Here is a 23204-nt window from a genome sequence, read left to right on the forward strand (position 1 = left end):
TCTGGGGCTTTCCCTAGCGGCGCTGTTCGCAGGCGCCCCGGTATAGGGGACGTCCCTAGCTAAGGACGCCCCCAGCTTATGCCGCCGCCGTCCCGACCATAGGCTCGCTCCAATATCCGTCCGCATCGTGCAGGAGCCGGTCATGACCGTCACGCCTCTTTCGCCGTCCATCGACACCCGCGTCCTGGCCTCGCCCGCCAGCGGCCCTGTCGCTGGATCGCCCTCGACCAGCCGGGTCGATCAGGCGCTGGACACGATCCGCGACCGCCTGGACGAAGGCTTCTTCAACGACGTCTCCCAGGGCGACCTTCGGGACATCAACGCCACGCTGAACGGCCTGACGGCGCAGGAGCGCAACGCCGTCGTCTCCGAACTGTCCGACGACGAGCTGAACAAGTGGACGGACGAGCTCGACAACTCCGGCTTCCTCGGCATGGGCGGCGGGCTGAACGTGGACGAGCGCCGCGACCTGCATACGACGCTGGGCGGCTCGCTGGACGCCACCCAGCTGGAGCGCGTCTACAACGCCTATGACAACCGCGAGCAGAAGATCGAGCTGGCGCAGGGCGTCGCCGCCCACGCGACGTCTGACGTAAAGACCGGCTTCATCGCCGCCCTGGCGCCCCAGACGACCGAGGCCGACGGCATGGGCGGCGTGATGATCTCTGATCAAGGCGACACCGAAGGCCTGGCCGTGGCCCATGTGCTGGGCAGCCTGGGCGGCAACGCCTCGGCGCTGAGCACCGCTTATGGATCGTTGAGCGACGCCCAGCTGTCGGCCGTCTTCGAGGCCGGAACCCAGCAGACCATGTACGCGAACATGCAAGGCGGCGTGCCGGCCTACAGCTATGACGCCGGACCGCTGGCCGCAGCCGTCGACGCCGCCGCCACCAGCCCCGACGCCGAGCTGAAGGCGCGGGTGTTCGAACTGGCGGGGCGCCAGATGGCCAGCGTCTCGAGCGCTAACGGCGTGCTGACGCCCTCGCTCGGGACCGGCGACGCCGCCGACGAAATCCGCGCCGGCATGGAGGGCTTGCTGAAATCCGACGTCAACGGCGTGGTCGATGCGCTGGAGCAGGACTATCAGGCCGGCAAGGGCATGACCGCCTTCCTGCAGGAGACCCTGGGTCAGGACGGCGGCGCCGACACCATCCGCGGCCTGGTCGACCAGCTGGCGCGCGGCAATGATCTGAAGGGCGACATGCTGCAACGCTTCACCGCCCCGACGCAGCAGGACGGCGGCGTCTTCTATCCGGCCGCCGAGCGCATGGGCTATTTCTCCGGCGCCCTGCATGAAGCCTTCGAGGGCGTGAACAAGGGCGCGGCCGAGAACGTCGAGACGCTGAAGACCATCTTCGGCTTCGCCACCGGCAAGCTGCCCGGGCCGGGCGTCAGCGACGCGACCGGCTGGCTGAGCGACCAGGTCTTCGACACGGCCCTGAGCCAGTATCAGAGCGGCCAGGCGGACCTGTTCGAGAGCATCGTGGCCCTGACGACCCCGACCGGCGCAGACGGCCGCCGCCCCTATGACGGCCCGGCCGAAGTCAGCTACAACGAGGGTTGGGAGTCCGTGACGCGGATCCCGCTGAACTGATCCTCAGAGTCTGGCCGCGCCCGGACGGAAAGGACGCGGCCTTGCCTGCCCCCCGTTGGCTTCCAATCCTGGCGACCCTGACCATGCTGACCGCCTGCGACTCCTCCCCCGAGACGCTCCCTTCCGTCGCCGTCACGACCGAGAGCTTCATCACCGCCGCCGCCCGGATCGATGCGACGTCCCTACTCGCCCTGTCCGCCGCCGTGGACGCCGACCCTCAGGGCGTGGCGAACCAGCTTCAGAGCGGCCTCGGCGGTCGCCGCGCCTTGCAGGCCTACGCCGCCGCCATGCTGGAGAACGGCGAGGCGGCGCATCTGGGGCGGCAATGGGCGGCGCTGACGGCCGATGTCCCCGCCCTGTCCGCCTCCGAACAGAAGGACGGCGGCGTCTGGCATCCTCGCGCCGAGGACGCCGGCTTCTTCACCGGCGGGGTCGCCGCCGCGCTGTCGCAAAAGCCCAAGGCCCTGCCCGACTTCGCTCAAGGCGCAGGCGTCGCCCCGCCCGCTCCCGGCCAGGACGTCGCCGAATGGCTGTCAGCGCGCGTCGACGCCTTGCCTCGCCCCGCCCGCGCAGCCTTCGACCAGGCATTGCACGCGAGCGCCGCGAGCTAGGCGACGCCTCCAAGGCGTCAGGTGTTCGAGCCGAGCATCCCGTTCCTAAAAACCAAGCATCTGCTTTAGCCGATCCGCATCAGTCGAGTTCTTCATACGAAGCCGCTGAAAGCTCTCGACGCCCGTAACGGCGCCGCGGACCAATGCGTCAAGCCTGGCGAAGGCTGGCTCGCTCATCTCCTTCCCTCTCTTCTCGCACACACGAGCTACCGCACCGATATCAAATAACTTTACTCGACCACCAACGTTTGGTCAATTTGAATTGCAGGCTAGCCTTCAAGAAAAGAAGAGGTTGTAATGCACAGGATTATTGCCAGTGCTGCATACTCATTTTTTCGTTAGCCAGCGCTGCTGCTTCCGCGCAGTAAGTAAAAGAATTATCTCGCAGACTGCTAGATTCCATACTCGGCCGTGCACCATAGTGACTTTGCAAAGCGTTTCCAGTGCGCGTCATCATGCTGCGGTTGCTAGGTAAACGATGGTTCCGATGAAATCTAATTTTATGCACCCCGCCATCTTCATGGCGTTTTTCATTTTGACAGGGTGTAGTCAATCGGAGCCTGAAGGCGCTGGCGCGGAGGTGTCTGCGGCCACGTCAAGCGAACAACTCACCTCCGCGTCGGCATTCTATCGCGCTCAGCATTGCGATGCCGCCATTGCCAGTGATCCCCCTAGAGCGGGGCGCGTCTTTCACTATACGATGTCCAGCAGCGACGAAAATCAGCCGCTCATGACGCGCGCCCAGACCATTCGCAACGTCTCTGGAGACATGGTAAATTATGACGAGGTTCTGGGTATGGGCGAAATGTCGTCCCCACCGGAATCGCGGCAGGCGCGTCTCGGTCTTCTTCTGACCGCCTCGACCGGCCGATCAATCCGATATGACGGCGCCGAGGACGCCATAAAGGGCTTGCAACCAGGCCACACCGTTAAAATCCCGATGACTGAAACGCTGTCCGATTCTGATGCAGCGCCTGCCCAAGGCGAAGCCGCCGTGACGTTCGTCGGTTGCGGCGTAACGCACCCGACCGTCACGGGCGCGCCCGGTGAGCCTGTGCGGCTTTATCGCCTGAAAATGCCGCACGCCGCGCCTCAGGCCCCCGGACAAATGACTGAGGTCACGGAGTTGGAGATACTGCTGTCTCAACGCTATGGCTGGCCGGTCGTCGAAAGCGTGTCGGGCGGCACGATGGTGCTGACCTCCGTGTCGAACTAGCGCCATGCCGACGGAAGGCGGGTGGCGACGTTTTCTGCTGGCGGTGGCTGTTCTGTTCGCGGCCGCCTGTTCCGAGTCGGCCGGCGACGGCGCTTATGAAACGTCGGCGGTCGAGATCGGTGATGTGCGCGACATCGTACCGGCGACCGGCACGCTGCTCGCTGCCGGCATGGCCGAAGTCAGGGCGCCACGCGCGGGCGTTGTGGCTGCGGTCTATGTCAAGGAAGGCGACACGGTGCGCGCCGGCCAGGTTCTGGCCACACTGTCGGCGCCGACGCGGGCGCCCGCGGGAGATATGGCCGATGCGGGCGCAGCCGCCTCGGAAGCCGCTATTCGCGAAGCCCAGATCGCCATCCGGCAAGCCGAGGAGCAGTTGTCGCGCAGCCGCACGCTGCAAGATCGGGGGTTCGTGAGCGCGGCTGCTACGGCTCAGGTTCAGGCCCAGGTGGACTGCGCCCGCGCCACGGTAGATCGTCTGACGGCGGAACGGACAGCGGCTCTTGCGCGGGCCAGGCTGGCCCAGGCCGAAGGCGTTGGTTCGGATATTCTCGCGCCGCTGGACGGGGTTGTGACCTTGGTCGACGCCCGCGTCGGACAGCGTGTCACGCCAGAGGATGCGCGCCCCCTGTTCCAGACTGTACAGGATGAAAAGGCCATGACGCTGGAAATCATGGTGTCCGAAGCCGATCTGAACCGTGTCAGCCTGGACAGTCAGGTGCTGTTCACCGTCGACTCATCGCCGGGCGTATTGGAGCAGGCGCGCCTTGTCAGCCTTGGTCGCGCGCCGATACGGGAGGGTCGGTTCGTGTCCTATCGCGCGCTTGCAGAATACGACAATTCGTTTGGCGTCCTGCGTCCTGGCTTGTCCGCCTCGGTTCAGCTTGTTCGGGCCAACGCCCGAAACGTTCTGCGGATTCCAGCCCAGGCGACCTTCTACAAGCCAAACGGTTACGTGCCGCCCCTGCCTCCGGGCAAGCTCGAAGAGTTGCTGGCTCAACATAAGGGCGACATGGGCATGGTTCGGGCTTCAGCCGACGGTCTGGAAATCGGTCGAATGCTGCGCACGGGCAAGCGCGTGGTCTTCGTGCTGGTCAACGGGTCGCCACAGCGCCGAGAGGTGCTTATCGGCGGCGAGACGGATGACTTCATAGAAATCACGGAAGGTCTGAGAGAAGGCGAACAGGTCATTCTCAAGAACCGTACAGATTCACGCGGCGCCGTATGAGCGATGGCGTCCAGACTTGGGGGCTGGGTCGAAACTATTCTTCTCGCGAAGGAGACGTGTCGGCGTTATCCGATGTGGACCTGAGCCTGACATGGGGACAATTCGTGGTCGTCCAGGGGCCGTCGGGGTGCGGCAAGTCGACGTTGCTGAACCTGTTGGGTCTTCTCGATACGCCGTCGGTCGGCTGTCTGAGTATCGCCGGCGTCCCGGTGCATGAGTTGAGCGAGCGCGAGCGCGCCGGATTACGCCGATCCGAAATTGGTTATCTGTTTCAGGATGCGGGCCTGATTGAGCGAATGCGGGCCGTCGATAATGTAGAGATACCGCTGGCCTATCGCGGCGTCCCGCGAAGCCAAAGACGCGCCAGAGCAGAGGCCGCTCTTAGAGAGCTTGGTCTATCGCATCGGCTGAAGGCGCTGACAGCCACCTTGTCGGGCGGTGAGCGCCAAAGGGTCGGATTGGCGCGAATTCTGGCGCAACGTCCGCGTCTGATCGTCTGTGACGAACCCACAGCTTCACTGGACGAGGTCAATAGCCGCCTTCTCGTCGACCGCTTGATGCAACTGGCGGCTGAAGGCGCGCTGGTGGTCTGCGCCAGCCATGACCCTATTGTCATCGAGTCGGCCCACAGGCGGATTGAGCTGTCCCACGGTCGAATGACGGCCATCACGAGCGGGGCGTCATGAACGTGCTGCGCTTCGCCGTATGGGGCGCAACCGCTCACCCATTGCGCACTCTGTCCCTGATCCTGTCGCTAGCGTCGGCTGTGGCCTGCGTTGTCTTTTCCGCTTCAGTATTGGGCGGCTTTTCGGAACGACTAGAACGTTTGGCCTTTGGAGATTACGCCACGACCCTGGTAATCCGAGCCAACGGTCTGGTTCCTTCCCGCCGAGGTCCGCCCTCACTCGATGACCAGGCGCGCCTTCTGCAGGAATTGGACAATGTCGAGAGCTCGGCAGCATGGGTCGAGACCTCGGCGCCGTTGCAGGGACGAAACGAGACCCGTGCTGTGCGCGTATTTGGCGCCTATGGGGACTATCGGCGGGAGTTGGACGCCGATCTGGTCGCTGGCCGTTGGTTGACGACTGAAGAACTGGGAGGACTGACGCGGGTGTGTCTCGTCGGCGCGACTCTCGCCGATTTTCTCGGTGAAGAGCGCGGACAAGCCGCTCGCCTTGTAGGGGATGAGCTCTCCCTAGGAGGACCACGCTGTGAAGTGGTCGGGGTTCTGGACTATGCCAACACGCGACCAGCTGGACGTTTCAACGACGCCATCATCGCCCCCTTCCTTTCAGCGCGTCGTTTCTTCGACGCACGACCGGAGTCTGACAACCCGTCGATCGGTCCGCGAGAAGCCAGTTGGCTCAGCTTCTTCATGGCGCCCGAGGTCGACATGCAGGACGTCCGATTCCAAGCGGACCGACTGATGCGACGCATGGCCGGCGTGCCGATGTCGCGCGCCAGTCCTTACAGTTACGACGACCCAGGGGCCGATATCCTGGAGCAGGTCAGGCAGCGGCGCGCCCTCTCTCGTCTGTTGTGGACGATTACCGGGGCGGCGCTCGTCGCCAGCCTGATCGGATATGGCGGCATCGCGCTGGCGGCCACCGTTCAGAGGCGCCGCGAGATTGCGCTGCGTCTTGCGATGGGTGCGGATATGCGCGGCATCTTGGCCCAAATCACGGTCGAGCACGCCTTGGTCGGAGCCGTCGCCTCAGCGATCGGACTTTCCGCCGGCATCGGCGCAGCGGCGATGGCCTCTCGACTATGGGACTGGCCGGTCAAGCTTGATCTATCGGCAGGGCTGCTCGCTGTGAGCGCAGGTTGGGGCCTTGGGATTGCGATTGGGATCATCGCTGCATGGCGCGCCGCCAACACTCCGCCTTCGATAGCGGCCAAAGGTTAGGCTCCGAGTTCATAATCATAAGTCTAGGGAAGACCCTAGCAGCGCGGTTCGGCGGGCAGCGATAGGGTCACTGCATAGGATCGGGAGGCGACCATGCAGATCGACCGGATCGGCGCGACATCGTTTCAACCTCAGACGACGCCCGCGGCGACGCGCTTCGACGACGATCCGCGCGTCGCCCTGGACTGGGCGTCGCCGCCCGCCGCGCCGGTTCCGGCTCAAACCGTGGCCGCCCCCGCCCGTTCGGACAATGTCGTCGACCTGGACGCCGCACGCACGCATCTGGCGCTGTCAGCCGACGTCTACAACGATACCCCCTCGCCGCCCGACGGCTGGCGCGTGGCCGGACCGGACGACCTGGACCGCTTGCGACTGGCGCCTGACCTGCTGGAGCGCGCCGATTCCGAATTCCGCGCCCGCGTCTATGTCAGCGACGAGGGAGGCCAGACCCGCTACGTCGTCGCCTTCCGCGGCTCCCAGGCGGGCGAGGACTGGCTCAACAACGGCCAGCAGGCGCTGGGCCTGTCCTCCGAACACTATGACAAGGCCCTGCGCATCGGCCAGAGGCTGGCCGCCGTCGAGGCGGACGTCACCCTGACCGGCCATTCGCTGGGCGGCGGCATGGCCTCGGCCGCGTCCCTGGCGTCGGGCCATGACGCGGACACCTTCAACGCCTCCGGCCTGCACGCCTCGACGATCGAGGCCGCCCAGGCGGGCGGGCGCCCGACTCCCGACATCGACGCCTTCTACCTCAAAGGCGATCCGCTCAGCCTACTGCAGGACGGCGGCGACCGCATCATCCTCGGAGGCCTGGGAGCGGTTCTGCTCGGCCCGCTCGGCGGCGTGGCCGCCGGATGGGCGGGCGACGCGCCCGAGGCTGTCGGCGACCGCATCCCCGTGTCCCCCACCCCGCCCGAGGACCAGTCCTGGTGGAATTGGACGCCCGGCGCCCTGCACGGCGTCGAATGGTTCCAGTCCAGCCTGGACGCCATGCGATAAGGAGGCGGAACGGCCTCGACCCACAGTCCGTTCAACGCCAAGATGCGCCTCTTCACGCCGATCCTTCTCGCTGGAGTTCTGATGAGCGGTTGCGACGCTCGCGCCGACGGTTTTGTCGTCGGCACCGTCCTGCCCTCCCCGACCAGCGTGGCCGCGCTGGGCCGGGACGGCCATTCCACCCGCGACATGGTCGAGGCGGTCCGCGACGGCGACCTGGCGAAGGCCCGCCGCCTGCTGGACGCCGATCCCGCCCTGGCCCGCATCGGCGACGGCCGGAATCTGGATCTTCTGACCCTGGCCGTCGCGCGCGACGACCGGGCCATGGTCAGCCTGCTGCTGGAAAAGGGCGCCCCGCCCGACGGCCCGAACGGCGAGACCTCGCTCAGCCTGGCCCTGCGCGCCCGCGAGCCCTGGCACGCCCAGGCCCTGCTTCAGGCAGGCGCCTCGCCTGATCCGGTCGCGCCCGACGCCTTCTGGCCGCTGGACGAGGCTATCGCCCTGAACTCGCTCGGCGCCGTGCGACTGCTGCTGGATCACGGAGCCGACGTGAACCGGGCCGACCGCACCGGCGGCACGCCGCTGGAAACCGCCGTCGCCATGCGCAACTACCGGATCGCCGAACTTCTGCTGGAACGCGGCGCCGATCCCTGGGCGGTCGGCGTCAACGGCGACACCATCGCCGCCGCCCTGAACGCCCCCGTCCGCCCTGCCGAACCCGTCGAGATCCAGGCCGAAGCGCGCGTCAAAGCCCGCATGACCGCCGCCGGCTGGCGCTTCCCCCCGCCCTCGGCCCAGGCCGTGCGCGCCGACGTCCTGGCCGGCCGCTGGCCGCCCGCCGGCGCAGAAGGCGGTCGCCCTCCCTCGCCCGAACTGGTGCGACGGATGCGAGAACTTTGGCCGAGCGAAAGCTCACGATAATCAGCTATCAAGGAAGCGTCCGCGGACTGGCGCGGACGCCGGAGTCAAGGAACTGCGGACGATCAGTCCAGGTCAGCAGCTTGACCAGCGTTCCTCCCGGTCTGGAGAACGCCTCGCACTCAGCCGGCTCCGGCGGAGCATGGTCAGACGCCGCCTGCGCGCCATCGCGCAACCCTTCCCAATAGATCTCGAAAGCGTCCTTCTGTTCTTCGAGCAGAAGGACGCGCCCGGCGTTCATGTCCTGACGTCCATTGGCAACGATCAGGCGCGCATCGTCTTCGGACAGCAGTTTGCAGAGGACGCCTGTCGCTACGAGTCTCTCGATCCTTACAGAAAGGGCGGCCTGCGACTTCACCAGCCTGAACTGAACCTCGGCGAATTCGGGATCCGTCCGCATCAGATGCTGCAGGACTTCCCGCGCTGCCTCCTCATCGGCGCTCGACACAATTTGAGCCGGCGCCGGTCCCGCCATTGTCAGAACCACGACCAAGGCCAACACGCCGATCATCCGTCGTCCGATCATCAAGAACTCCCGCCATGCGACATGGATCGTCGCACCGGAGCGGATTATCCAATAATTCTGATCATCGCTCAATAATTTTACGGGGCGTCGCTCCCGCATGGACCAGGGTTTCCCACACCCGCTCCAGAGCCAGGGCGACGGGCCGATCCAGCCCCATGAGAGCGAAGCTGCCGTTCAAATCGAACACGCAATGTCCATGGACGACGGCGATAAGAGAACGGGCCAGTCGCGGCGCGCCCGCATGGGCGTCGGACGGCAGGACAGCCGCCACCTCTTCAACGATGATCTGCGTCAGCTCGCCGCGCAGCGCGTTCTGCGCATCGGACAAGGTTACGTCCGGCGGCAGATGATGGTCGTAGATGGCGTTCCAGCTGTGCTCATTGGCTGTGGCGAAGTCGAAATAGGCCTGAACCAGACAGCCGATGCGGTCATCCGGCGCCGTGACCAGTCGTTCGCGCACATGGTCGGCCCAGAGCTGGAATGTGCGGGTGTTTATCGCGATCAGCAGCTGATCCAGCGTACCGAAGACGTTGTACAGGGTACCGATCGAATAGCCGACGCGCTTGGCCACCTCGCGCGCTGAAAAACGCGCAAAGCCGACCTCGGCCATATGCTTGTGGCCCTCAACTACGAACAGATGCTCGAGTTCCTGCCGTGTATGATCCGATCGCCTGCCCATAGCTCGACATAGCAGGCGAACAACGCGGATCGAAGGTCAAAGATTAACCACGCCCGCCTCGCCCGACCTGCCCTTTGGCGCCGCCTCAGCCTGGGATGGGACCAATCGGCCAATTGCTGAGCGTCTCCATATCCCCTTCCTCGGCCGGGCACGGCGCATAGAGGGTGAAGGCCTGGTCGCCTTCGAAATACCAGTCCGCGCCCTGTTCGTATTTCACGATGCCGGTGGAGTAGCAGACTGCGGCCTTGCTACCGTCCGGAATCATCAGGATGGCCCAGTTGGTGGAGCCCGCCCCTACCGGATCATAGCCATGAAGCAACAACCGCCCGCGCGTCTCGGTCACGACGCCGACGACATTGCCGTCAAAGAAGACGGCCTTCTGGATATCGCGATCCACGCCGGAAGCGTCGATGGCGGCGCGCACGTCTGGGTGCTGGAAGAAGGTAACGCCCTGAACAGGCTCCGTCGGATGTTTGCCGACATAGGCCGAAAGCGGCGGCGCCTCGCCGTCCCGCGCCGACGCAACAGCCACGGCCGGCGCGCTCGTTTCGGCCTGAGCCGTTGTGGCCGGCGCCTCGGCGCGGGCATCATCTTCGGCTTGAGAACAGGCGGCGAGCATTGCGGCCAAGGTGAATGCGCCGAGGGCGGCGCAGACGGTCCTGCGGGTCATGAAAATTCCTGCAATGTACAAGCTCGTGAGACCCCTATTGCTCGACCGCGAGCATCTCGATCGTCAGAGGATCATCTTCGGTCCCGCGCCCGAAGAGGCTGGCGACGATCGTCTGTCCCTGCGCCGTGGACTGCGGCGCGCTCTTCATCGAACGACCGCCGTCAAGCTCGTCTTCAAAGACCGTGAAGCTGGAGCAAGTCGCTTGGCCCAGGCGATCGGCGAAGGCCTGGTCGATCTCGCCGCGCCAGCCCGGGAGGCTCACCGGGGCGGACATTTCGACCTTCTTGCCGACGATCCGTCCGTCACGGCCCCATCTATAGTTCACCCCGTCCTGCGCCTGAGCCCAGCACCCCGTGCGACCGCAATGCAGCGTTCCAAGGGGCGCCGCCGCCATAAGCTGCTGCTGTTGCGCCTGCGTCAGCACCTGACCGATGTACAGGTTTCCCTTGTCCAGCGACGCACAAGCGTCCTGCGCCAGTGCTCCTGTCGCCGCCAGTGATACGGCGACGGACAATCCAATCATGAGTATGCGCATTCAGATATCCATATGTCTCTGCATCGCCGTTCATGACGGCGGAATCCTCAAGATAAGAGCGGTCTCTAGCAGGCGGGAACCCGGCTCGGCCCGTCCAGCTTGAATTGGCCGTCGGCGCCACGCCTGTAGGTCTCGCTGAAACGAACGGACCCGCTGTAGGACACCGTGAAGCTACGGCCCTGCTCAGCAGACGTGATCACGCCGTCGACGCCCGCGTCGCCATCATCGGCGCTGGCGTCCGAAAAGGACGTCTGGAAGCGCGCGATATCTACGGGGCCGGAAGGCGTCAACTCGGTCAGGACGGCATATCCGCAAGCCCGCCCCTGCCACACGCCGCCGCCCTCGGTGAAAAGAACGGGATTGTCCGCGATCGCCTTGGTCCAACCCCATCGCGCTGCAGGATTGCCGACCACGCCTGTGGCGCCGACATCGAGCCATTCGCCCTGCAGCGTATAGGGATAGCGAGGCGCCCCTGTCGGATGATCCAGATAGTGCACGGCATTGAGACCCGAACAGGCCTGGCCTGTGCAATCGTTGGCCCCAGTGCTCACCAATGCGACCCGGGTGTCGGTCAGCGGGATGAACGCCAGCGGTACGAAGGCGTAGACGTCCTCACCTCCCACCTGACGCCGAGCCTCGTTCCGATCCGCATTGGGGAAGGCCACGTAGAAGGCTGCAGGCGTGCCCGTCGGGACTGCGTCTCGATCAACATCAGCGATTTCAATCAGCGACGCGCCAGGTTCCGCCTGGACGGTGACCGGAGCCGCAACAACCGTTGCAAGCCCGCAAACAAGGGTGATCCCGTAACGCTTCATCAGTTTTTCCGCCTCAATCGCTTCGCCGTCAAAGACGGCGCTCATCCACAAATTAAACACCGCTCATATCCATGCGCAATAGGGATTCTCCCTAAATTATACATTGATCATTTAACTTGTGCCCCGCGGCCGCGCCGTGCCTCTGTCATCCGCAGTCCTTCTTGCGCTCCCCCCTCGCTCCAACATCAATAAAATGAACCGAAACGCCGCCCCGGCTCCATCACCAGGATCGGTGCGCGCGCCTTCACCGCTAGGCTCGTCGTCAAACACAAGGAAATCCCTGCTCATGCCGACTCTCTACTTCGCGCCCGGAGCCTGTTCGTTGGCGCCGCATATCGTTCTGGAGTGGATCGGCGCGCCGTATGTGGCGACGAAGGTCGGCTATGGCTCACCAGAACTTCTGGCCGTGAACCCGGCCGGGGCGGTGCCGACCCTGATCGAAGGCGACGGTTGGCTGTTGACCCAAGCCGGGGCGATCCTGGACTATCTGGCCGCAAAGCACCCCGAAGCCGACGCCTGGTGATCGAAACAGGAATCTGACGCAGGACGCCGCCACCCGTGCGAGCCACATGATCTATCGCTCGATCACTGGAGAGCCGCCTTTGGCATAGCGGCTGTTCCGGGCCTCATTCTCCACCCTGTCGAACACGGTCGGGCACGCTACGAGCGGCATGTCGTCGTGGGCGAAACACCGTCCGATCAGACTGTCGTCCGGGGCGGGGTTAACCCGGATGGCCAGGTCGAAGCCTTCCTCGACCAGTTCGACCTCGAAGACCGGATCGGGGGATATGGACGACATCGGGACGAGCGGCCCAGAAGCCACCCGCGATCATCAAGGGCGCCGCATGCAGAAGCAACGACGCCGCCCTGGCCGGAACCAAAGGCCCACGTAAGGCCGCTTCAATCCTTCTTGTAAGCGTCCTGCGGACCGACCATTCGATCCAGAAACGGCTTGGCCGTCAGGGCGGCGACAGCCGCGCGTAGGACGGGCTCCAGCTCAAAGGACAGATCCTCGTCCAGCGACGCGGCGGCGCGCGCTGTCGCCGCCCAGCAGCGCTCAAGGTCCGGCGTCATAGCCAGGGCGCGCGGCGTCAGGCCGACCAGGCGTTCACGACGATCGCGCCCCATTTCGATTTGAACCAGATCCTCCCGGGTCATCTGCGCGATCGTCTGGCTCGCTGCGGAGTGAGTGACGCAGGCCAGGTTCGCAACATCCTTGATGCTCAAAGCGCCCTCCCTGAGGAGCGCCCGGAATATCGGCGTGTATCGCGGACGAAAGTTCAGGCCGGCCCGGCGGTAGGCCGTCTCGACGTCGCCGTCGAGCAATTCGAGGAGACGCCGCAATTGGGCGCCGAGAGTGATGCTGTTAGCCATGTTCGACTCAATATATTAGCGCTGTCACATTATCAACACAACCGCGCACGCCGCCTGACCGCCCCAACAAGAACAAAAGAATATCGCCTCGTCGAACCCTGACGGCTTTCCGCACCGCCTTGCCGCTCCTGTCGCCGGTCGCAGCGCAAGCACAAGACCACAGCGCACAGACCGAAGCCTCGCGCGCCTGCGTCGCGGCGCCTTCAGCACGGTTGACGATCTGGAACGGTTCTTCTCCGCGCTTCAGTCCGGCCGTCTCGTCAAACCGGAAACAGCCCGCCTGCTTCAGCAGAAATAGATCGTGTCGGGCCCCGCCCGCGGAAACCTTCCAGACCTGGGTTACGGCTTCTGCTTCAGTACCGGCAGCTTCAAGGAGCATCCCTGGTTTGGCCACAGCGGCGGCACGCTCGGGGTCAATTCCGAAGCGGTCGCCTTCCCTCATTATGACGCCGTCGTGGTCGTGGCCGTGCTCGCGAACCGCGACCCGCCCATGGCCGCCGAACTCCTTAGGATCGAACTCACAAACCTGTCCGGGCCTGCGACAGCGCTGAGCCCGCAACACTCGGTTCCCGCAACAGCATCACCAGTCCGCGCGGCGTGATTGGAAATGGATGAAAGAGCCTGCGCTCGGCTGACTCTCCAGGTAAGCGGCCCAACCCATCCGTACAGAACCAAGCGCGGCTTTCAGTCTCGCTCACGCAAATAGAGGTAGAGCGGCAGCGCCAGCGACAGCCCCACGAAGGCGCTGGCGGGAAGCACCAGCCACCATCGCGCCACCCCTTGCTTGGCGGCGTCTCGCCATGACCACATCAAGAACACCAGGATGGAAATCAGCACATCGGCCGAAAAGCCGCCTGCCGCTCCATTCACAAACAACGAGCGCAGAAAGAGCGGAACATCAATTCCGTTCAACGCAAAGAAAGATCCAAACAGCGCCCAGGGAATGATCGTCCCGATCAGCGCCATCAGCAAATAGAAGGTCTTCATTTTCAGCCACGCTTACCTTCCGCCACCCCAAACAGCCCTTTGAGCTGAGATCGTAATCTCATGCGCCACCTGCTTTGAAGCCCTCAAAGATGAAGCCCCGCCAACTGATCGTAAATGGAGGCCTGCTCACCTGCTGGCTCTACACGCGGCGTCAGGCCTCGTCAGGTCATCCGACGTCGGGAAGCTTCAGAACGGATCGTCCCGGCGGCATGGCTCGGGCCTGTCGCTCAAAGAATGGGGGCGATGAGGGGTTGGCGCCTCATTCAGATCGGACCGCCTGGACCAGACGACTGGACGCCAGACGCGCCCGCCGAAACTGCTTCTGATCGTCCATCAGGGCGGCCACATTGGCCGATGCCCAATGGGCGATGAGCTCGAAAGCAACCTGATCGACCTCGACGCCGCGTCGTATCGCCCCCTCGCTAAGCGCATCGTTCAACAGCGCGATCATGTCCCCGCACCTGACGCCTGCGCTGACGTTGCGCATTTCGTCCGCTCAACGGATCAGATAGTCATCGACCGGCGCTCGTTCACTCGAAAATCGGAGAACCGATTTTGACATATGCCGTCGTGGCGTCGATTTTTGATATCGGTTTCGGTCTCTTTCACTTGATGTTCTGGCGGCTGTTCGGCTGGCCATCGACGCTTGCGTCATCCGGCAAGATCAACACCGCCGTCACTCAAACGCTCAATGTGATGCTGACCTATTGCTTCTTCGCCTATGGCGCCGCTCTGTTCTGGTTGAAAACAGACGAGAACATGGGCGTGCTGGCCTTGGCGGGCGCGGGCTTCTGGTTGCTCAGGGCCGTCCTGCAACCCGTCCTGTTTTCCGCCAGGAACCGCGTGTCCATCGTGTTGGCCATAGCCTTCCTTGTCGGCGCCGCCTTGCACGCGACGGCGGGCCTGGCTCATCCATAAGCTCGCGCCATCAGGCGCACAGCGCGTTCACGCCTCGGTCCGTCAGGAGCCGTCTTGGGCGCATTGAAGCGACTCATTGCCGACATCAGCGAGAAGATGCTGATCCAGCAATTGCGCGAGATGGAGGCCGACAGCCTGGCCCGCCCGCTGCGCCCTGGAGAGAGGCTGCCTGAAGCTTCGCCGGCGCAGCGACGAAGATATGCTTCAGACGCCCGGCAGGACGCGCCGCATCCACGGCGTGGCACTATGCGAATAGTCCTTATGCCCAAGCATAAATGGACGTTTTTGCAGGTACAGGGCCAAACGAGGCGCCGGAAGCCATACCAAGCCAAAAACCAGCCCCGCGGCGGGTTCAACCATCTGGCCGTTGCCGCCTAAGACAGGCGGCGCCAGCAGGCGCTGTCAGCTTGACCGGGCGCCGAATTCGTGGCGAAGCGTGGTTCGGCGCCGGGGACATCGCATGGATGATCATCGCTGGTCGCGCCGTCCATGGGAGATCGCCTAGTGAAACAATTTACGCTGATCCTCTCTGCGGCGCTCGCCGTGACGGCCTGCGCCTCTGCACCCCCGCCCGCGCCTGTGCTCGCGGCGGCGACGAAGCCGGAGGCCCGCTCCTATCATGTGAGCGACGATGCGTCGGCCGACGTGGATCTCGCGCTGGCGCGCGCCAGGCAATCAGGAAAGCGGGTTCTACTGGTGATGGGCGCCAACTGGTGCAGCGACAGCCGCGCGCTTGCCGGTTGGCTGGAGACCAGCCGTTTCGCCGATCTCATCGAACGCAAATACGAACTGGTCTTTGTGAACATCGGGATGCCGCGTAGCGGTGACGGCCACAATCTGCGCATCGCGCGCCGTTTCGGGCTGCCGGAGTTACCCGGCCTGCCGAACGTCCTGGTGCTCACGAGCGACGGAGTTCTGGTGAACCCCACGACAGCAACCAGTTGGCGAAATGCCGAAAGCCGGACAGGCGATGCGATCTACGATGAGTTGTCGAGTCTGGCGGATCTTCCCGCCTGAGCCGACCAGACCCATCAACACGGCGACGACTTCCTATTCTCGAGTACTGTCCCTGCGCTCATTCCACCGAAACATGCTGATAGACGATCTACGTCTGCGGCTCGAGCAGCCAGTCCTCTTTCCAGAGCAAGGCCCGCAGTGTCCCAGACAGCAGAAAGTCCCGGGGCGTTGGCCGTCGGGGCTTTGTAAGCTTGGGTGCGGGAGCTGGATTTGGGCGATTCCTCACACTTAACTTCATCGCCTGAGCTTCGCCGACAGACTCTAAAACTGGGCCGATGCGGCCGCGAGGTCCGCCAGGAATCTGGCCCGTTCGCTATCCCTCCTAGCCGGATCAGGCAGGCGCAGCAGATAGGCGGGATGCACCGTAAGAAGCACACGCGCGCCGTCTGCAGTCGTCATGACCCGGCCGCGCTCGGCCTGCACGGCCGGTTTTCGGCCAAGCACCGCCAGACCCGCCGTCGCGCCCAGCGCCAGGATCAGCCGGGGCTTCACCAGACGCCGCTCGTGATCCAGCCACCAGCGGCAGGCCTGGACCTCGCCTGCATTGGGCGTCTTGTGCAAGCGGCGCTTGCCGCGCGGCTCGTGCTTGAAATGCTTCACCGCATTGGTGAGGTAGAGGTCGCGTCGGTTCAGTCCCGCCTCTTCAAACGCCGCGCCCAGAAGACGGCCCGCAGGTCCGGCGAACGGTCGCCCGACCAGATCCTCCTGATCCCCCGGCTGCTCGCCCACAACCATCAGAGCAGCGCGCTTCGGCCCCTCGCCGCAAACGCCCTGGGTGGCGTCACGCCATAGCGGACAGCGGCGGCACCCCTGAACGCCGCGCGCCAATTCATCCAGGCTTTCGGGAGCCAGATCGTCAGTCGCCGCGCGATCGACCACCGGCGCGCGGACACGCTGGAACCTGTCGTTGGGTCGAGACGTGGGGCGGGTCACCATGGCTTCAGTGCGAACCGACGCTGCGGCCATCAGTTCCGGGATCAGCGCCGCCTCAGGCAGGTTCTTCCAATAGCGCTTGGGCATTTCCGACTGCATCGCCTGAGGCCGCAGCCGCGCCGGATTGAAGGTCGAGGCGTAGTAGGTGCGCCAGAAATCCTCCATGGCGTCCTCGGTCGGAGCCTGCGCCTGCTCGGCGGCGGGGCGGCAGTCCAACGCCTCGCCGTTCCAATGAGCTGAGCCGTCCGGCGTCAGGATCGTCCATCGCATGGCGCTGAACCGACGGACGAAGAAAGGAGCTGTCGCCTGCAGCACGCGATGCGCCGGCTCGAACCAGGCGACCCAGTGTTCGCCTGCCTCATCCTCAGCCTGTCGGAAGCGGACGAAGGCCTTCATCTTGTGGGCGGCGCGGCGCACCGCCTTCACCCGATCAGCCGCCTCGGCCACGTCCTGATCAGACAGGACGTTCAGCAGGTCAGGCTGATCCTTCAAGCGCCACAGCAGGCGATACATCAGATCAAAACGATTCTCGGATCGATGCTGGATCAACTGCGCCGCCGTCTCCATGAAGGCGCGCGGGGCGTTGAATGCACCCTCGACTTCGGGAAGAGCCGCCGCCTCGTCGAACAGGTCGCCGCGCGAATGGCCCACGACGAACCGCACCTCTGCCGGCTCGACGCCCGCCAACCGCAAACGCCGGGCCGCCTCGCGCCAGCCGTCGAAATCAAGCGGATCGGCCAGGACAAAACTACGCATCAGAACAGACTCAACTGTTCGGCCTTGCGCCGGGGGGCCAGGCGCGCACGCAGGTCCGCCGCATCGGTCAGGCCGCCGGGCGTCCAATCCAGCGCCGTGATCCACGGCCGCACCGCCTCGATAGAGCGCGTCAGCCGCCCCACGTCCTCCAACCGCAAGGTCCGATGGCGTCGCACAGATAGGATGCGGTCAACCGCCTTCACGCCTAGGCCAGGCACCCGCAGCAGCGTCTCACGCGCTGCACGGTTCACGTCGACGGGAAAGGCCTCGCGCCGCCGCAGCGCCCAGGCCAGTTTGGGATCGACGGCCAGATCCAGCATTCCATCGTCCGTCCCCTCCCCGATCTCGGGCGCGGTGAAGCCGTAGAATCGCATCAACCAATCGGCCTGATAAAGCCGGTGTTCGCGCATCAGCGGCGGCTTGGTGGGCGGCAACAGGCTGGAGCCGTCGGGAATGGGGCTGAAGGCGGAATAATAGACCCGGCGCAGGCCGTAACCGCCATACAGGGCGGCGCTGCGCGCCATGATCTCCGTGTCCGGCGCCCCGTCGGCGCCGACGATCAACTGGGTCGACTGTCCCGCTGGGGCGAAGGCGGGCGGGCGTTTGCGGTCCTTCTTTTCGGGCCGGGCTGCTTCCAGCTTCAGCCGCACCTGCCCCATGGCCTTGCGGATTGTCCGCGCGTCCTTTTCGGGCGCCAGTCGGCCCAAGGCCTCGTCGCGAGGCAGTTCGATGTTGGCGGACAAGCGATCGGCATAGAGGCCCGCCAGTTCGACCAGCCGCGCGTCCGCCTTTGGGATCAGCTTCAGATGGATGTAACCGCGAAAGTGGTGGTCTTCGCGCAATCGCCGCGCGACCTCGACCAGTTGCTCCATGGTGTAGTCGCCGTTGCGGATCACCCCCGACGACAGGAACAAGCCCTCGATATAGTTGCGCTTGTAGAAGGCCAGGGTCAGGTCCACGACCTCCCGCACCGTGAAACGCGCCCGCTCGACGTTCGATGACACCCGGTTGATGCAATAGGCGCAGTCGTAGATGCAGAAGTTGGTCAGCAGGATTTTCAGCAGGCTGACGCACCGGCCGTCCGGCGTATAGGCGTGACAGATGCCCATGCCCTCGGTCGAGCCGATCCCGCGCCCGCCCAAGGAATCTCGTTTGGTCGAACCCGATGAGGCGCATGAAGCGTCATACTTCGCCGCATCCGCCAGCACCGCCAGCTTTCGTCTCAAATCAATCTGCGCCATTTGTTCATGATATGTTCCATGCGTGGAATGATCCAGCTTGGCTGGAGCGATTTCTCAGAACGCCAGCGGTGCGGTCTGCCAGGTCACGCCGACAGCGGCGACCACAGCGCCGGTCAGGGCGACACGCCGCTCCCAAAGAGCCGGCTCATCCGGCGCCGGACGCCGCGCCGTAGCGAAGGCCGCGACGGCGATCAGCGTCAGACACAGAAGGCTGAAACCCAATCCGATCCAGCGACCGGCGGCCGCCTCGGTCGAGAACCACACGTCTGCGGCGCTGGCCAACAGGTAAAGCCCCAGAAAATGCGCGGCCCAGATCAGCAGCCCCGCCGTCATGGCCAGCCAGCGCCTCATGCGCCGGAGCCCGGAAACAGTCGGATCAGCAGTACCACGATCACCGCCTGCGCCGCCGTATAGGTCATGAAGAGGCCGATCAGGTCTACCGTCGACGGCCGCTCGGCCGACAGCCGCCTGAACGCCCGTCGCAGCAGGATGTAGAGTCCCATCAACATCCCGATCCCGGCAAACGTCGCCGACCACCCGAGCAGGGCGAAGACGGCGGCGCCCTGGCTGGTGGCGTCAGGCTTGAGCCCAGCGGTCCACCAGGCCTGGAGCTCAAGCCCTATCGCCGTCGCGGCCGCGATGGCGCTGATGACCAGAAGAACCGTAGCGAGCGTCTCCGCTCCCTTCCCGGCCCGTCGCAAAACGTGCGGCGCCGCTGCGGCGCAAAGCCCCCCCAGGGCCAGAACGCCGAGGTGCAGCATCATCGACGCCGTCTCCGGCGGCGCCTGCCACAGATCCGGCCGCCGGCTCCACAGAAAGACATAGGAGAAGCCCGCCAGCAGGCAGACCATGCCGCCGACAATCAGCACGATCACCATGGCCCACCAGCCGTGGCTGGACGGACCCGAAACATAGTTGGGTACGCGGACGCCCGCTCCGATGTCGGTCGTCTTGCGGCTGTGCGGCGCGTCCAGAAACCAGCACCAGCGCATGATGCAGTAGATCGCCAGCACGCCGCTGACCACGGCGGCGACATAGGCCTGGATGGTCAGGATCAGGAAGAAGCCTGCCGTGAAGAGGGCGCCGAACACGTGCCAGGGTGACGGACGCGGGAGGCGCAAGACATACTGCGGCTCAGCGTTCAGAGGGCTGGTGACCAGGGTCTGGCGCTCGCCTCCCGCCGCGCCGGGCAGGAACCAGCGCCCCTCCTCCACCTCCTTCGCCAAGCTCTTCTGTTCCCACAGCGGATAGAGGCTCTTCACCACGGGGACGGAGCGCACGGAATAATAGCCGCTGGGCAGCCACTCCAGTCCTGGGCCGTCGTGGATGTTGCCCGCCTCGCGCGGGCCGAAGGGGCGGAAGTTGCGGATCATGTCGACGACCCACAGCAGGACCGCCAGGCCGAACAGGAAGGCCCCGACGGTGGAGATGAAGTTGGGTAGATCCCAGCCCCGCCCCGGCAGATAGGTGTAGACCCGACGCGGCATCCCCATCAGCCCCGTCAGATGCATCGGCATGAAAGCGATGTTGTGCCCGACGAACATCAGCCAGAAGATCCATCTGCCCATGCGTTCGCTCAACGGCCGGACGCTGGACATCGGCAGCCAGTAGTAGATGGCCGCGAACACCGGAAAGACCATGCCGCCGATCAGGACATAGTGCAGGTGGGCGACGATGAAATAGCTGTCGTGGGCCTGCCAGTCGAAGGGCACCATGGCGACCATCACCCCGGTCAGCCCGCCCATGACGAAGATGACCAGGCCGCCCACGGCGAACAGGCCGGGCGTGGTGAAGCGCATCTTTCCGGCCGCTATGGTGGCGATCCAGGCGAAGACCTGCACGCCCGCAGGGACGCTGACCGCCATGGAGGCGGCGCTGAAGTAGTTGATGCTGATCTGCGGCATGCCGGTGGTGAACATGTGGTGCGCCCACACGCCGAAGCTGATGAAGCCGGTCGCCAGCATGGCCATGACCACCAGGGGATGGCCGACCAGCTTCGTGCGCGCCATTGCGGGGATGATGGTCGACATGGCCCCGGCCGCCGGCAGGAAGATGATGTAGACCTCCGGATGGCCGAAGAACCAGAACAGGTGCTGCCACAGCATGGGATCGCCGCCCTTCAGCGGATCGAAGAAGGGCCAGCCCAGCGCCCGTTCCAGCTCCAGCAGCAAGGTCGCCAGGATCACCGAAGGAAAGGCGATGATGATCATGCAGGCGAAGATCAGCATCGCCCAGGCGAAGACCGGCAGCTTGTCCAGCGTCATGCCGGGCGCGCGCGTCTTCAGCACGCCGACGATGATCTCGATCGCTCCGGCGATGGCCGATATCTCGATAAAACCGATGCCCAGCAGCCAGAAGTCGGCGTTGATCCCCGGCGAATAGGTCATGCCCGTCAGCGGCGGGTACATGAACCATCCCCCGTCCGGCGCCAGGCCGAAGAACAGGGAGCAGAAGAAGGCCAGGCCGCCGATCAGATAGGCCCAGAAGGCGTAGGCCCCCAGGCGCGGAAACGGCAGGTCGCGCGCCCCCAGCATCTGCGGCAGCAGCAGCACGCCCAGCGCCTCGACCGCCGGCACGGCGAACAGGAACATCATCACCGTGCCGTGCATGGTGAAGATCTGGTTGTAGGTCTCCTGCGGCAGGAAGCCGGTCATCGGCAGGGCCAGCTGGGTGCGCATCAACAGCGCCAGCACGCCTGCCAACACGAAGAACAGCATGGCCGCGCCGACGTAATAGGCGCCGATGATGTTGTTGTTGATCGCCGTGATCCACTCGCCGGGACGGCGCGGACCGCACCAGGCGGCTTCCAACTGCTCCAGCTCGCCGTCCGGACGCGGCTCCTCGGTGGGAAAGCGATCGTATTTGCGGACGTCGAAGCCGGTTTCCGACGTCATTTCAGACTGTCCAGATAGGCGGCCAGGTCGCGCAGCTCGCGCCCGGTCAGCACCGGATAGGACGGCATGCGGTTGCCTGGCTTGATCCCTTGGCTGTCGGCGATCCACCCCGCCATCGTGCCCTGATTGTTGGGCAGGATGCCCGCGCCCAGCGTCTGGCGCGAACCGACGTGGGTCAGGTCAGGTCCGGCCAGGCCGTTGGCCTCCGTTCCGCGTATGGTGTGGCAGGCGCCGCAGCCCGAGACGCTGAACACTCCCGCGCCGGGCAGGGCGGACGGCGCGGCGGGCGCGGCCTGCCTGGCCCGCCAGGCCTCGAAGTCGGCCTCGGCATGGGCGACGACGACGAAGCCCATCAGGGCGTGAGGTCCGCCGCAATATTCGGCGCACTGTCCCGCATAGACGCCCGGCTTGTCAGCCTGCAGGCGCATGAAGTTGCGGCGGCCCGGGATCATGTCCGTCTTGCCCCCCAGGCGCGGCACCCACAGGCTATGGATGACGTCGGCGCTCTCCAATTCGATCACCACCGGACGGCCGACGGGGATGTGAACCTCATTGGCGTCCTGGACCGTTTCGCGGCCCTGGTCGTCCAGATAGGCTACGCGCCACCACCACATCTCGCCGGTGACGCGCACGCGCATCTCGCCGTCACGCGGCGCATCCGACACGCGCGCGGTGACGCTGAGGCCGTAGATCAGCAGGCCCGTCAGCACGACCACCGGAAAGGCCAGACCGCCGATCCAGACCAGGCGCTCGCCGCCAACGCGACGTTTCCACGTCCTCGGCCCGAACAAGGCGACGCCCAGGGCGATCAGGACAACGGCCAGCACGACCGCGCCCATGACGAACAGCACCCAGGCGACGACCGTCACCGGCCCGGCGAACGGTCCGGCCGGGTCCAGAACCGGCGGCGGCCAGCCGCCCAGCATGTCCGGCGTCTCAGTCGTCATCGAGCGTATAGAGATAGGCCGCTATGTCGCGGGCTTCGGCTTCGCTCAGGGGCATAGGCGGCATGCCGGTGTCGGGCAGCAACGACGGCGCGTCGCGGACGAAGACGGCCATGACCGCGGGCTGGTTCGGCAGCCTCCCGGCGATCATCGGCCGCGCCCCCACGCCCGCCAGCGATCCGCCGGTCCGCCCCTCGGGCCAGGCCACGCCGGGAATGACGTGGCAGGCGCCGCAGCCCTGAGTCCGGATCAGGCGCAGCCCCTCGACCCCGTCGGCGCCCGCCAGGTCGCGCGGCGCTCCGGCCTTGTCCGCGCAGGCGGCCAGGCCCAGCAGGCCGGCGGCCGAAACTGCAGCGCCTATCTTCCCCATCGTCGCGACATGACGGCATACGGCCCCTTTCCGCTTCGCCAGAACCAATCCGCCGGGCGGCCAGGGGTTCCGAGGCGGA

28 protein-coding genes are annotated in these 23204 nt (G+C 65.1%); 12 read left to right on the top strand and 16 right to left on the bottom strand.

What is annotated here, in order from left to right:
• The first annotated feature begins 142 nt into the window (after positions 1–142).
• From EGK63_RS11870 to EGK63_RS11905, 8 genes are all read left to right on the top strand, one after another.
• Positions 143–1594, top strand: coding sequence for a hypothetical protein (locus tag EGK63_RS11870; RefSeq protein ID WP_125901651.1), 1452 nt, complete (start codon positions 143–145; stop codon positions 1592–1594).
• A 41-nt stretch (positions 1595–1635) separates the two neighbouring features.
• Positions 1636–2205, top strand: coding sequence for a hypothetical protein (locus EGK63_RS11875; protein WP_125901652.1), 570 nt, complete (start codon positions 1636–1638; stop codon positions 2203–2205).
• Positions 2206–2707: 502 nt separating this feature from the next.
• Positions 2708–3421, top strand: a complete 714-nt coding sequence (locus tag EGK63_RS11880) for a hypothetical protein (RefSeq protein ID WP_125901653.1) — start codon at positions 2708–2710, stop codon at positions 3419–3421.
• A 4-nt stretch (positions 3422–3425) separates the two neighbouring features.
• A complete protein-coding gene (locus tag EGK63_RS11885) occupies positions 3426–4646 on the top strand; it encodes an efflux RND transporter periplasmic adaptor subunit (protein ID WP_125901654.1) in 1221 nt (406 codons plus the stop codon).
• Positions 4643–5332, top strand: coding sequence for an ABC transporter ATP-binding protein (locus tag EGK63_RS11890; protein WP_125901655.1), 690 nt, complete (start codon positions 4643–4645; stop codon positions 5330–5332). Before EGK63_RS11885 ends, EGK63_RS11890 begins: the two co-directional genes overlap by 4 nt.
• The gene (locus EGK63_RS11895) at positions 5329–6552 is read left to right on the top strand and encodes an ABC transporter permease (protein ID WP_125901656.1); all 1224 of its coding nucleotides are present in this window, start codon (positions 5329–5331) and stop codon (positions 6550–6552) included. The genes EGK63_RS11890 and EGK63_RS11895 overlap by 4 nt, the downstream gene beginning before the upstream one ends.
• 93 nt (positions 6553–6645) lie before the next feature.
• Complete coding sequence (locus EGK63_RS11900) at positions 6646–7551, top strand: DUF2974 domain-containing protein (protein WP_125901657.1); 906 nt, start codon at positions 6646–6648, stop codon at positions 7549–7551.
• An 81-nt stretch (positions 7552–7632) separates the two neighbouring features.
• Positions 7633–8469, top strand: coding sequence for an ankyrin repeat domain-containing protein (locus tag EGK63_RS11905; protein ID WP_165906595.1), 837 nt, complete (start codon positions 7633–7635; stop codon positions 8467–8469).
• Between the two features lie 7 nt (positions 8470–8476).
• On the opposite strand, the gene EGK63_RS11910 is transcribed toward EGK63_RS11905, so the two are convergent.
• The 5 genes from EGK63_RS11910 to EGK63_RS11930 all read right to left on the bottom strand — a co-directional run bounded on the left by EGK63_RS11910 (position 8477) and on the right by EGK63_RS11930 (position 11736).
• Positions 8477–9064 (bottom strand): hypothetical protein, encoded by a 588-nt coding sequence (locus EGK63_RS11910; protein WP_125901659.1) that lies wholly within the window; start codon positions 9062–9064, stop codon positions 8477–8479.
• On the bottom strand, positions 9054–9602 hold the full coding sequence (locus EGK63_RS11915) for a TetR/AcrR family transcriptional regulator (protein ID WP_200167884.1): 549 nt from the start codon (positions 9600–9602) through the stop codon (positions 9054–9056). The genes EGK63_RS11910 and EGK63_RS11915 overlap by 11 nt, the downstream gene beginning before the upstream one ends.
• A 154-nt stretch (positions 9603–9756) precedes the next feature.
• A complete protein-coding gene (locus tag EGK63_RS11920; protein ID WP_125901661.1) occupies positions 9757–10341 on the bottom strand; it encodes a hypothetical protein in 585 nt (194 codons plus the stop codon).
• A 34-nt stretch (positions 10342–10375) separates the two neighbouring features.
• The gene (locus EGK63_RS11925) at positions 10376–10864 is read right to left on the bottom strand and encodes a hypothetical protein (protein ID WP_165906597.1); all 489 of its coding nucleotides are present in this window, start codon (positions 10862–10864) and stop codon (positions 10376–10378) included.
• 77 nt (positions 10865–10941) lie between these two features.
• Positions 10942–11736: a hypothetical protein gene (locus EGK63_RS11930; protein ID WP_200167816.1), complete on the bottom strand. Its 795-nt coding sequence runs from the start codon at positions 11734–11736 to the stop codon at positions 10942–10944.
• A gap of 241 nt (positions 11737–11977) precedes the next feature.
• On the opposite strand from EGK63_RS11930, the gene EGK63_RS11935 reads away from it, so the two are divergent.
• Positions 11978–12214 (top strand): glutathione S-transferase N-terminal domain-containing protein, encoded by a 237-nt coding sequence (locus tag EGK63_RS11935; protein WP_207896371.1) that lies wholly within the window; start codon positions 11978–11980, stop codon positions 12212–12214.
• Positions 12215–12265: 51 nt separating this feature from the next.
• On the opposite strand, the gene EGK63_RS11940 is transcribed toward EGK63_RS11935, so the two are convergent.
• From EGK63_RS11940 to EGK63_RS11960, 5 genes are all read right to left on the bottom strand, one after another.
• On the bottom strand, positions 12266–12490 hold the full coding sequence (locus EGK63_RS11940) for a hypothetical protein (RefSeq protein WP_125901663.1): 225 nt from the start codon (positions 12488–12490) through the stop codon (positions 12266–12268).
• A gap of 101 nt (positions 12491–12591) precedes the next feature.
• Positions 12592–12849, bottom strand: coding sequence for a hypothetical protein (locus EGK63_RS17010; protein ID WP_371412977.1), 258 nt, complete (start codon positions 12847–12849; stop codon positions 12592–12594).
• Between the two features lie 223 nt (positions 12850–13072).
• On the bottom strand, positions 13073–13624 hold the full coding sequence (locus EGK63_RS11950; RefSeq protein WP_165906598.1) for a hypothetical protein: 552 nt from the start codon (positions 13622–13624) through the stop codon (positions 13073–13075).
• A 125-nt stretch (positions 13625–13749) separates the two neighbouring features.
• Positions 13750–14052 carry a DUF2834 domain-containing protein gene (locus EGK63_RS11955; protein ID WP_125901666.1) on the bottom strand — a complete coding sequence of 101 codons (303 nt, stop codon included), beginning with the start codon at positions 14050–14052 and terminating at the stop codon, positions 13750–13752.
• A 259-nt stretch (positions 14053–14311) separates the two neighbouring features.
• Positions 14312–14503 carry a TetR family transcriptional regulator C-terminal domain-containing protein gene (locus EGK63_RS11960; RefSeq protein WP_125901667.1) on the bottom strand — a complete coding sequence of 64 codons (192 nt, stop codon included), beginning with the start codon at positions 14501–14503 and terminating at the stop codon, positions 14312–14314.
• 104 nt (positions 14504–14607) lie between these two features.
• Here EGK63_RS11960 and EGK63_RS11965 point away from each other — a divergent pair, with 104 nt between their 5' ends.
• The 3 genes from EGK63_RS11965 (at position 14608) to EGK63_RS11975 (ending at position 15987) form a co-directional block, all read left to right on the top strand.
• Positions 14608–14970: a hypothetical protein gene (locus tag EGK63_RS11965; RefSeq protein ID WP_165906599.1), complete on the top strand. Its 363-nt coding sequence runs from the start codon at positions 14608–14610 to the stop codon at positions 14968–14970.
• 54 nt (positions 14971–15024) lie between these two features.
• Positions 15025–15348 (top strand): hypothetical protein, encoded by a 324-nt coding sequence (locus EGK63_RS16610; RefSeq protein WP_207896372.1) that lies wholly within the window; start codon positions 15025–15027, stop codon positions 15346–15348.
• A 126-nt stretch (positions 15349–15474) separates the two neighbouring features.
• Positions 15475–15987 carry a thioredoxin family protein gene (locus EGK63_RS11975; protein WP_207896373.1) on the top strand — a complete coding sequence of 171 codons (513 nt, stop codon included), beginning with the start codon at positions 15475–15477 and terminating at the stop codon, positions 15985–15987.
• 261 nt (positions 15988–16248) lie between these two features.
• Here the strand turns inward: EGK63_RS11975 and EGK63_RS11980 are convergent, their stop codons facing one another.
• From EGK63_RS11980 to EGK63_RS12005, 6 genes are read right to left on the bottom strand one after another with little or no spacing between them, the layout of a single operon-like run.
• On the bottom strand, positions 16249–17676 hold the full coding sequence (locus EGK63_RS11980; protein ID WP_125901670.1) for a UdgX family uracil-DNA binding protein: 1428 nt from the start codon (positions 17674–17676) through the stop codon (positions 16249–16251).
• On the bottom strand, positions 17676–18917 hold the full coding sequence (locus EGK63_RS11985) for a putative DNA modification/repair radical SAM protein (RefSeq protein ID WP_125901671.1): 1242 nt from the start codon (positions 18915–18917) through the stop codon (positions 17676–17678). The genes EGK63_RS11980 and EGK63_RS11985 overlap by 1 nt, the downstream gene beginning before the upstream one ends.
• Positions 18918–18971: 54 nt before the next feature.
• On the bottom strand, positions 18972–19268 hold the full coding sequence (locus EGK63_RS11990; protein WP_125901672.1) for a hypothetical protein: 297 nt from the start codon (positions 19266–19268) through the stop codon (positions 18972–18974).
• Positions 19265–21811, bottom strand: coding sequence for a cbb3-type cytochrome c oxidase subunit I (locus tag EGK63_RS11995; RefSeq protein WP_125901673.1), 2547 nt, complete (start codon positions 21809–21811; stop codon positions 19265–19267). Before EGK63_RS11995 ends, EGK63_RS11990 begins: the two co-directional genes overlap by 4 nt.
• On the bottom strand, positions 21808–22758 hold the full coding sequence (gene coxB / locus EGK63_RS12000; RefSeq protein WP_125901674.1) for a cytochrome c oxidase subunit II: 951 nt from the start codon (positions 22756–22758) through the stop codon (positions 21808–21810). The genes EGK63_RS11995 and coxB overlap by 4 nt, the downstream gene beginning before the upstream one ends.
• Complete coding sequence (locus tag EGK63_RS12005; RefSeq protein ID WP_125901675.1) at positions 22748–23125, bottom strand: cytochrome c family protein; 378 nt, start codon at positions 23123–23125, stop codon at positions 22748–22750. Before EGK63_RS12005 ends, coxB begins: the two co-directional genes overlap by 11 nt.
• Positions 23126–23204 lie beyond the last annotated feature (79 nt).

The organism is Brevundimonas sp. 357, assembly GCF_003938605.1.
In the GTDB taxonomy this organism is placed as follows: domain Bacteria; phylum Pseudomonadota; class Alphaproteobacteria; order Caulobacterales; family Caulobacteraceae; genus Brevundimonas.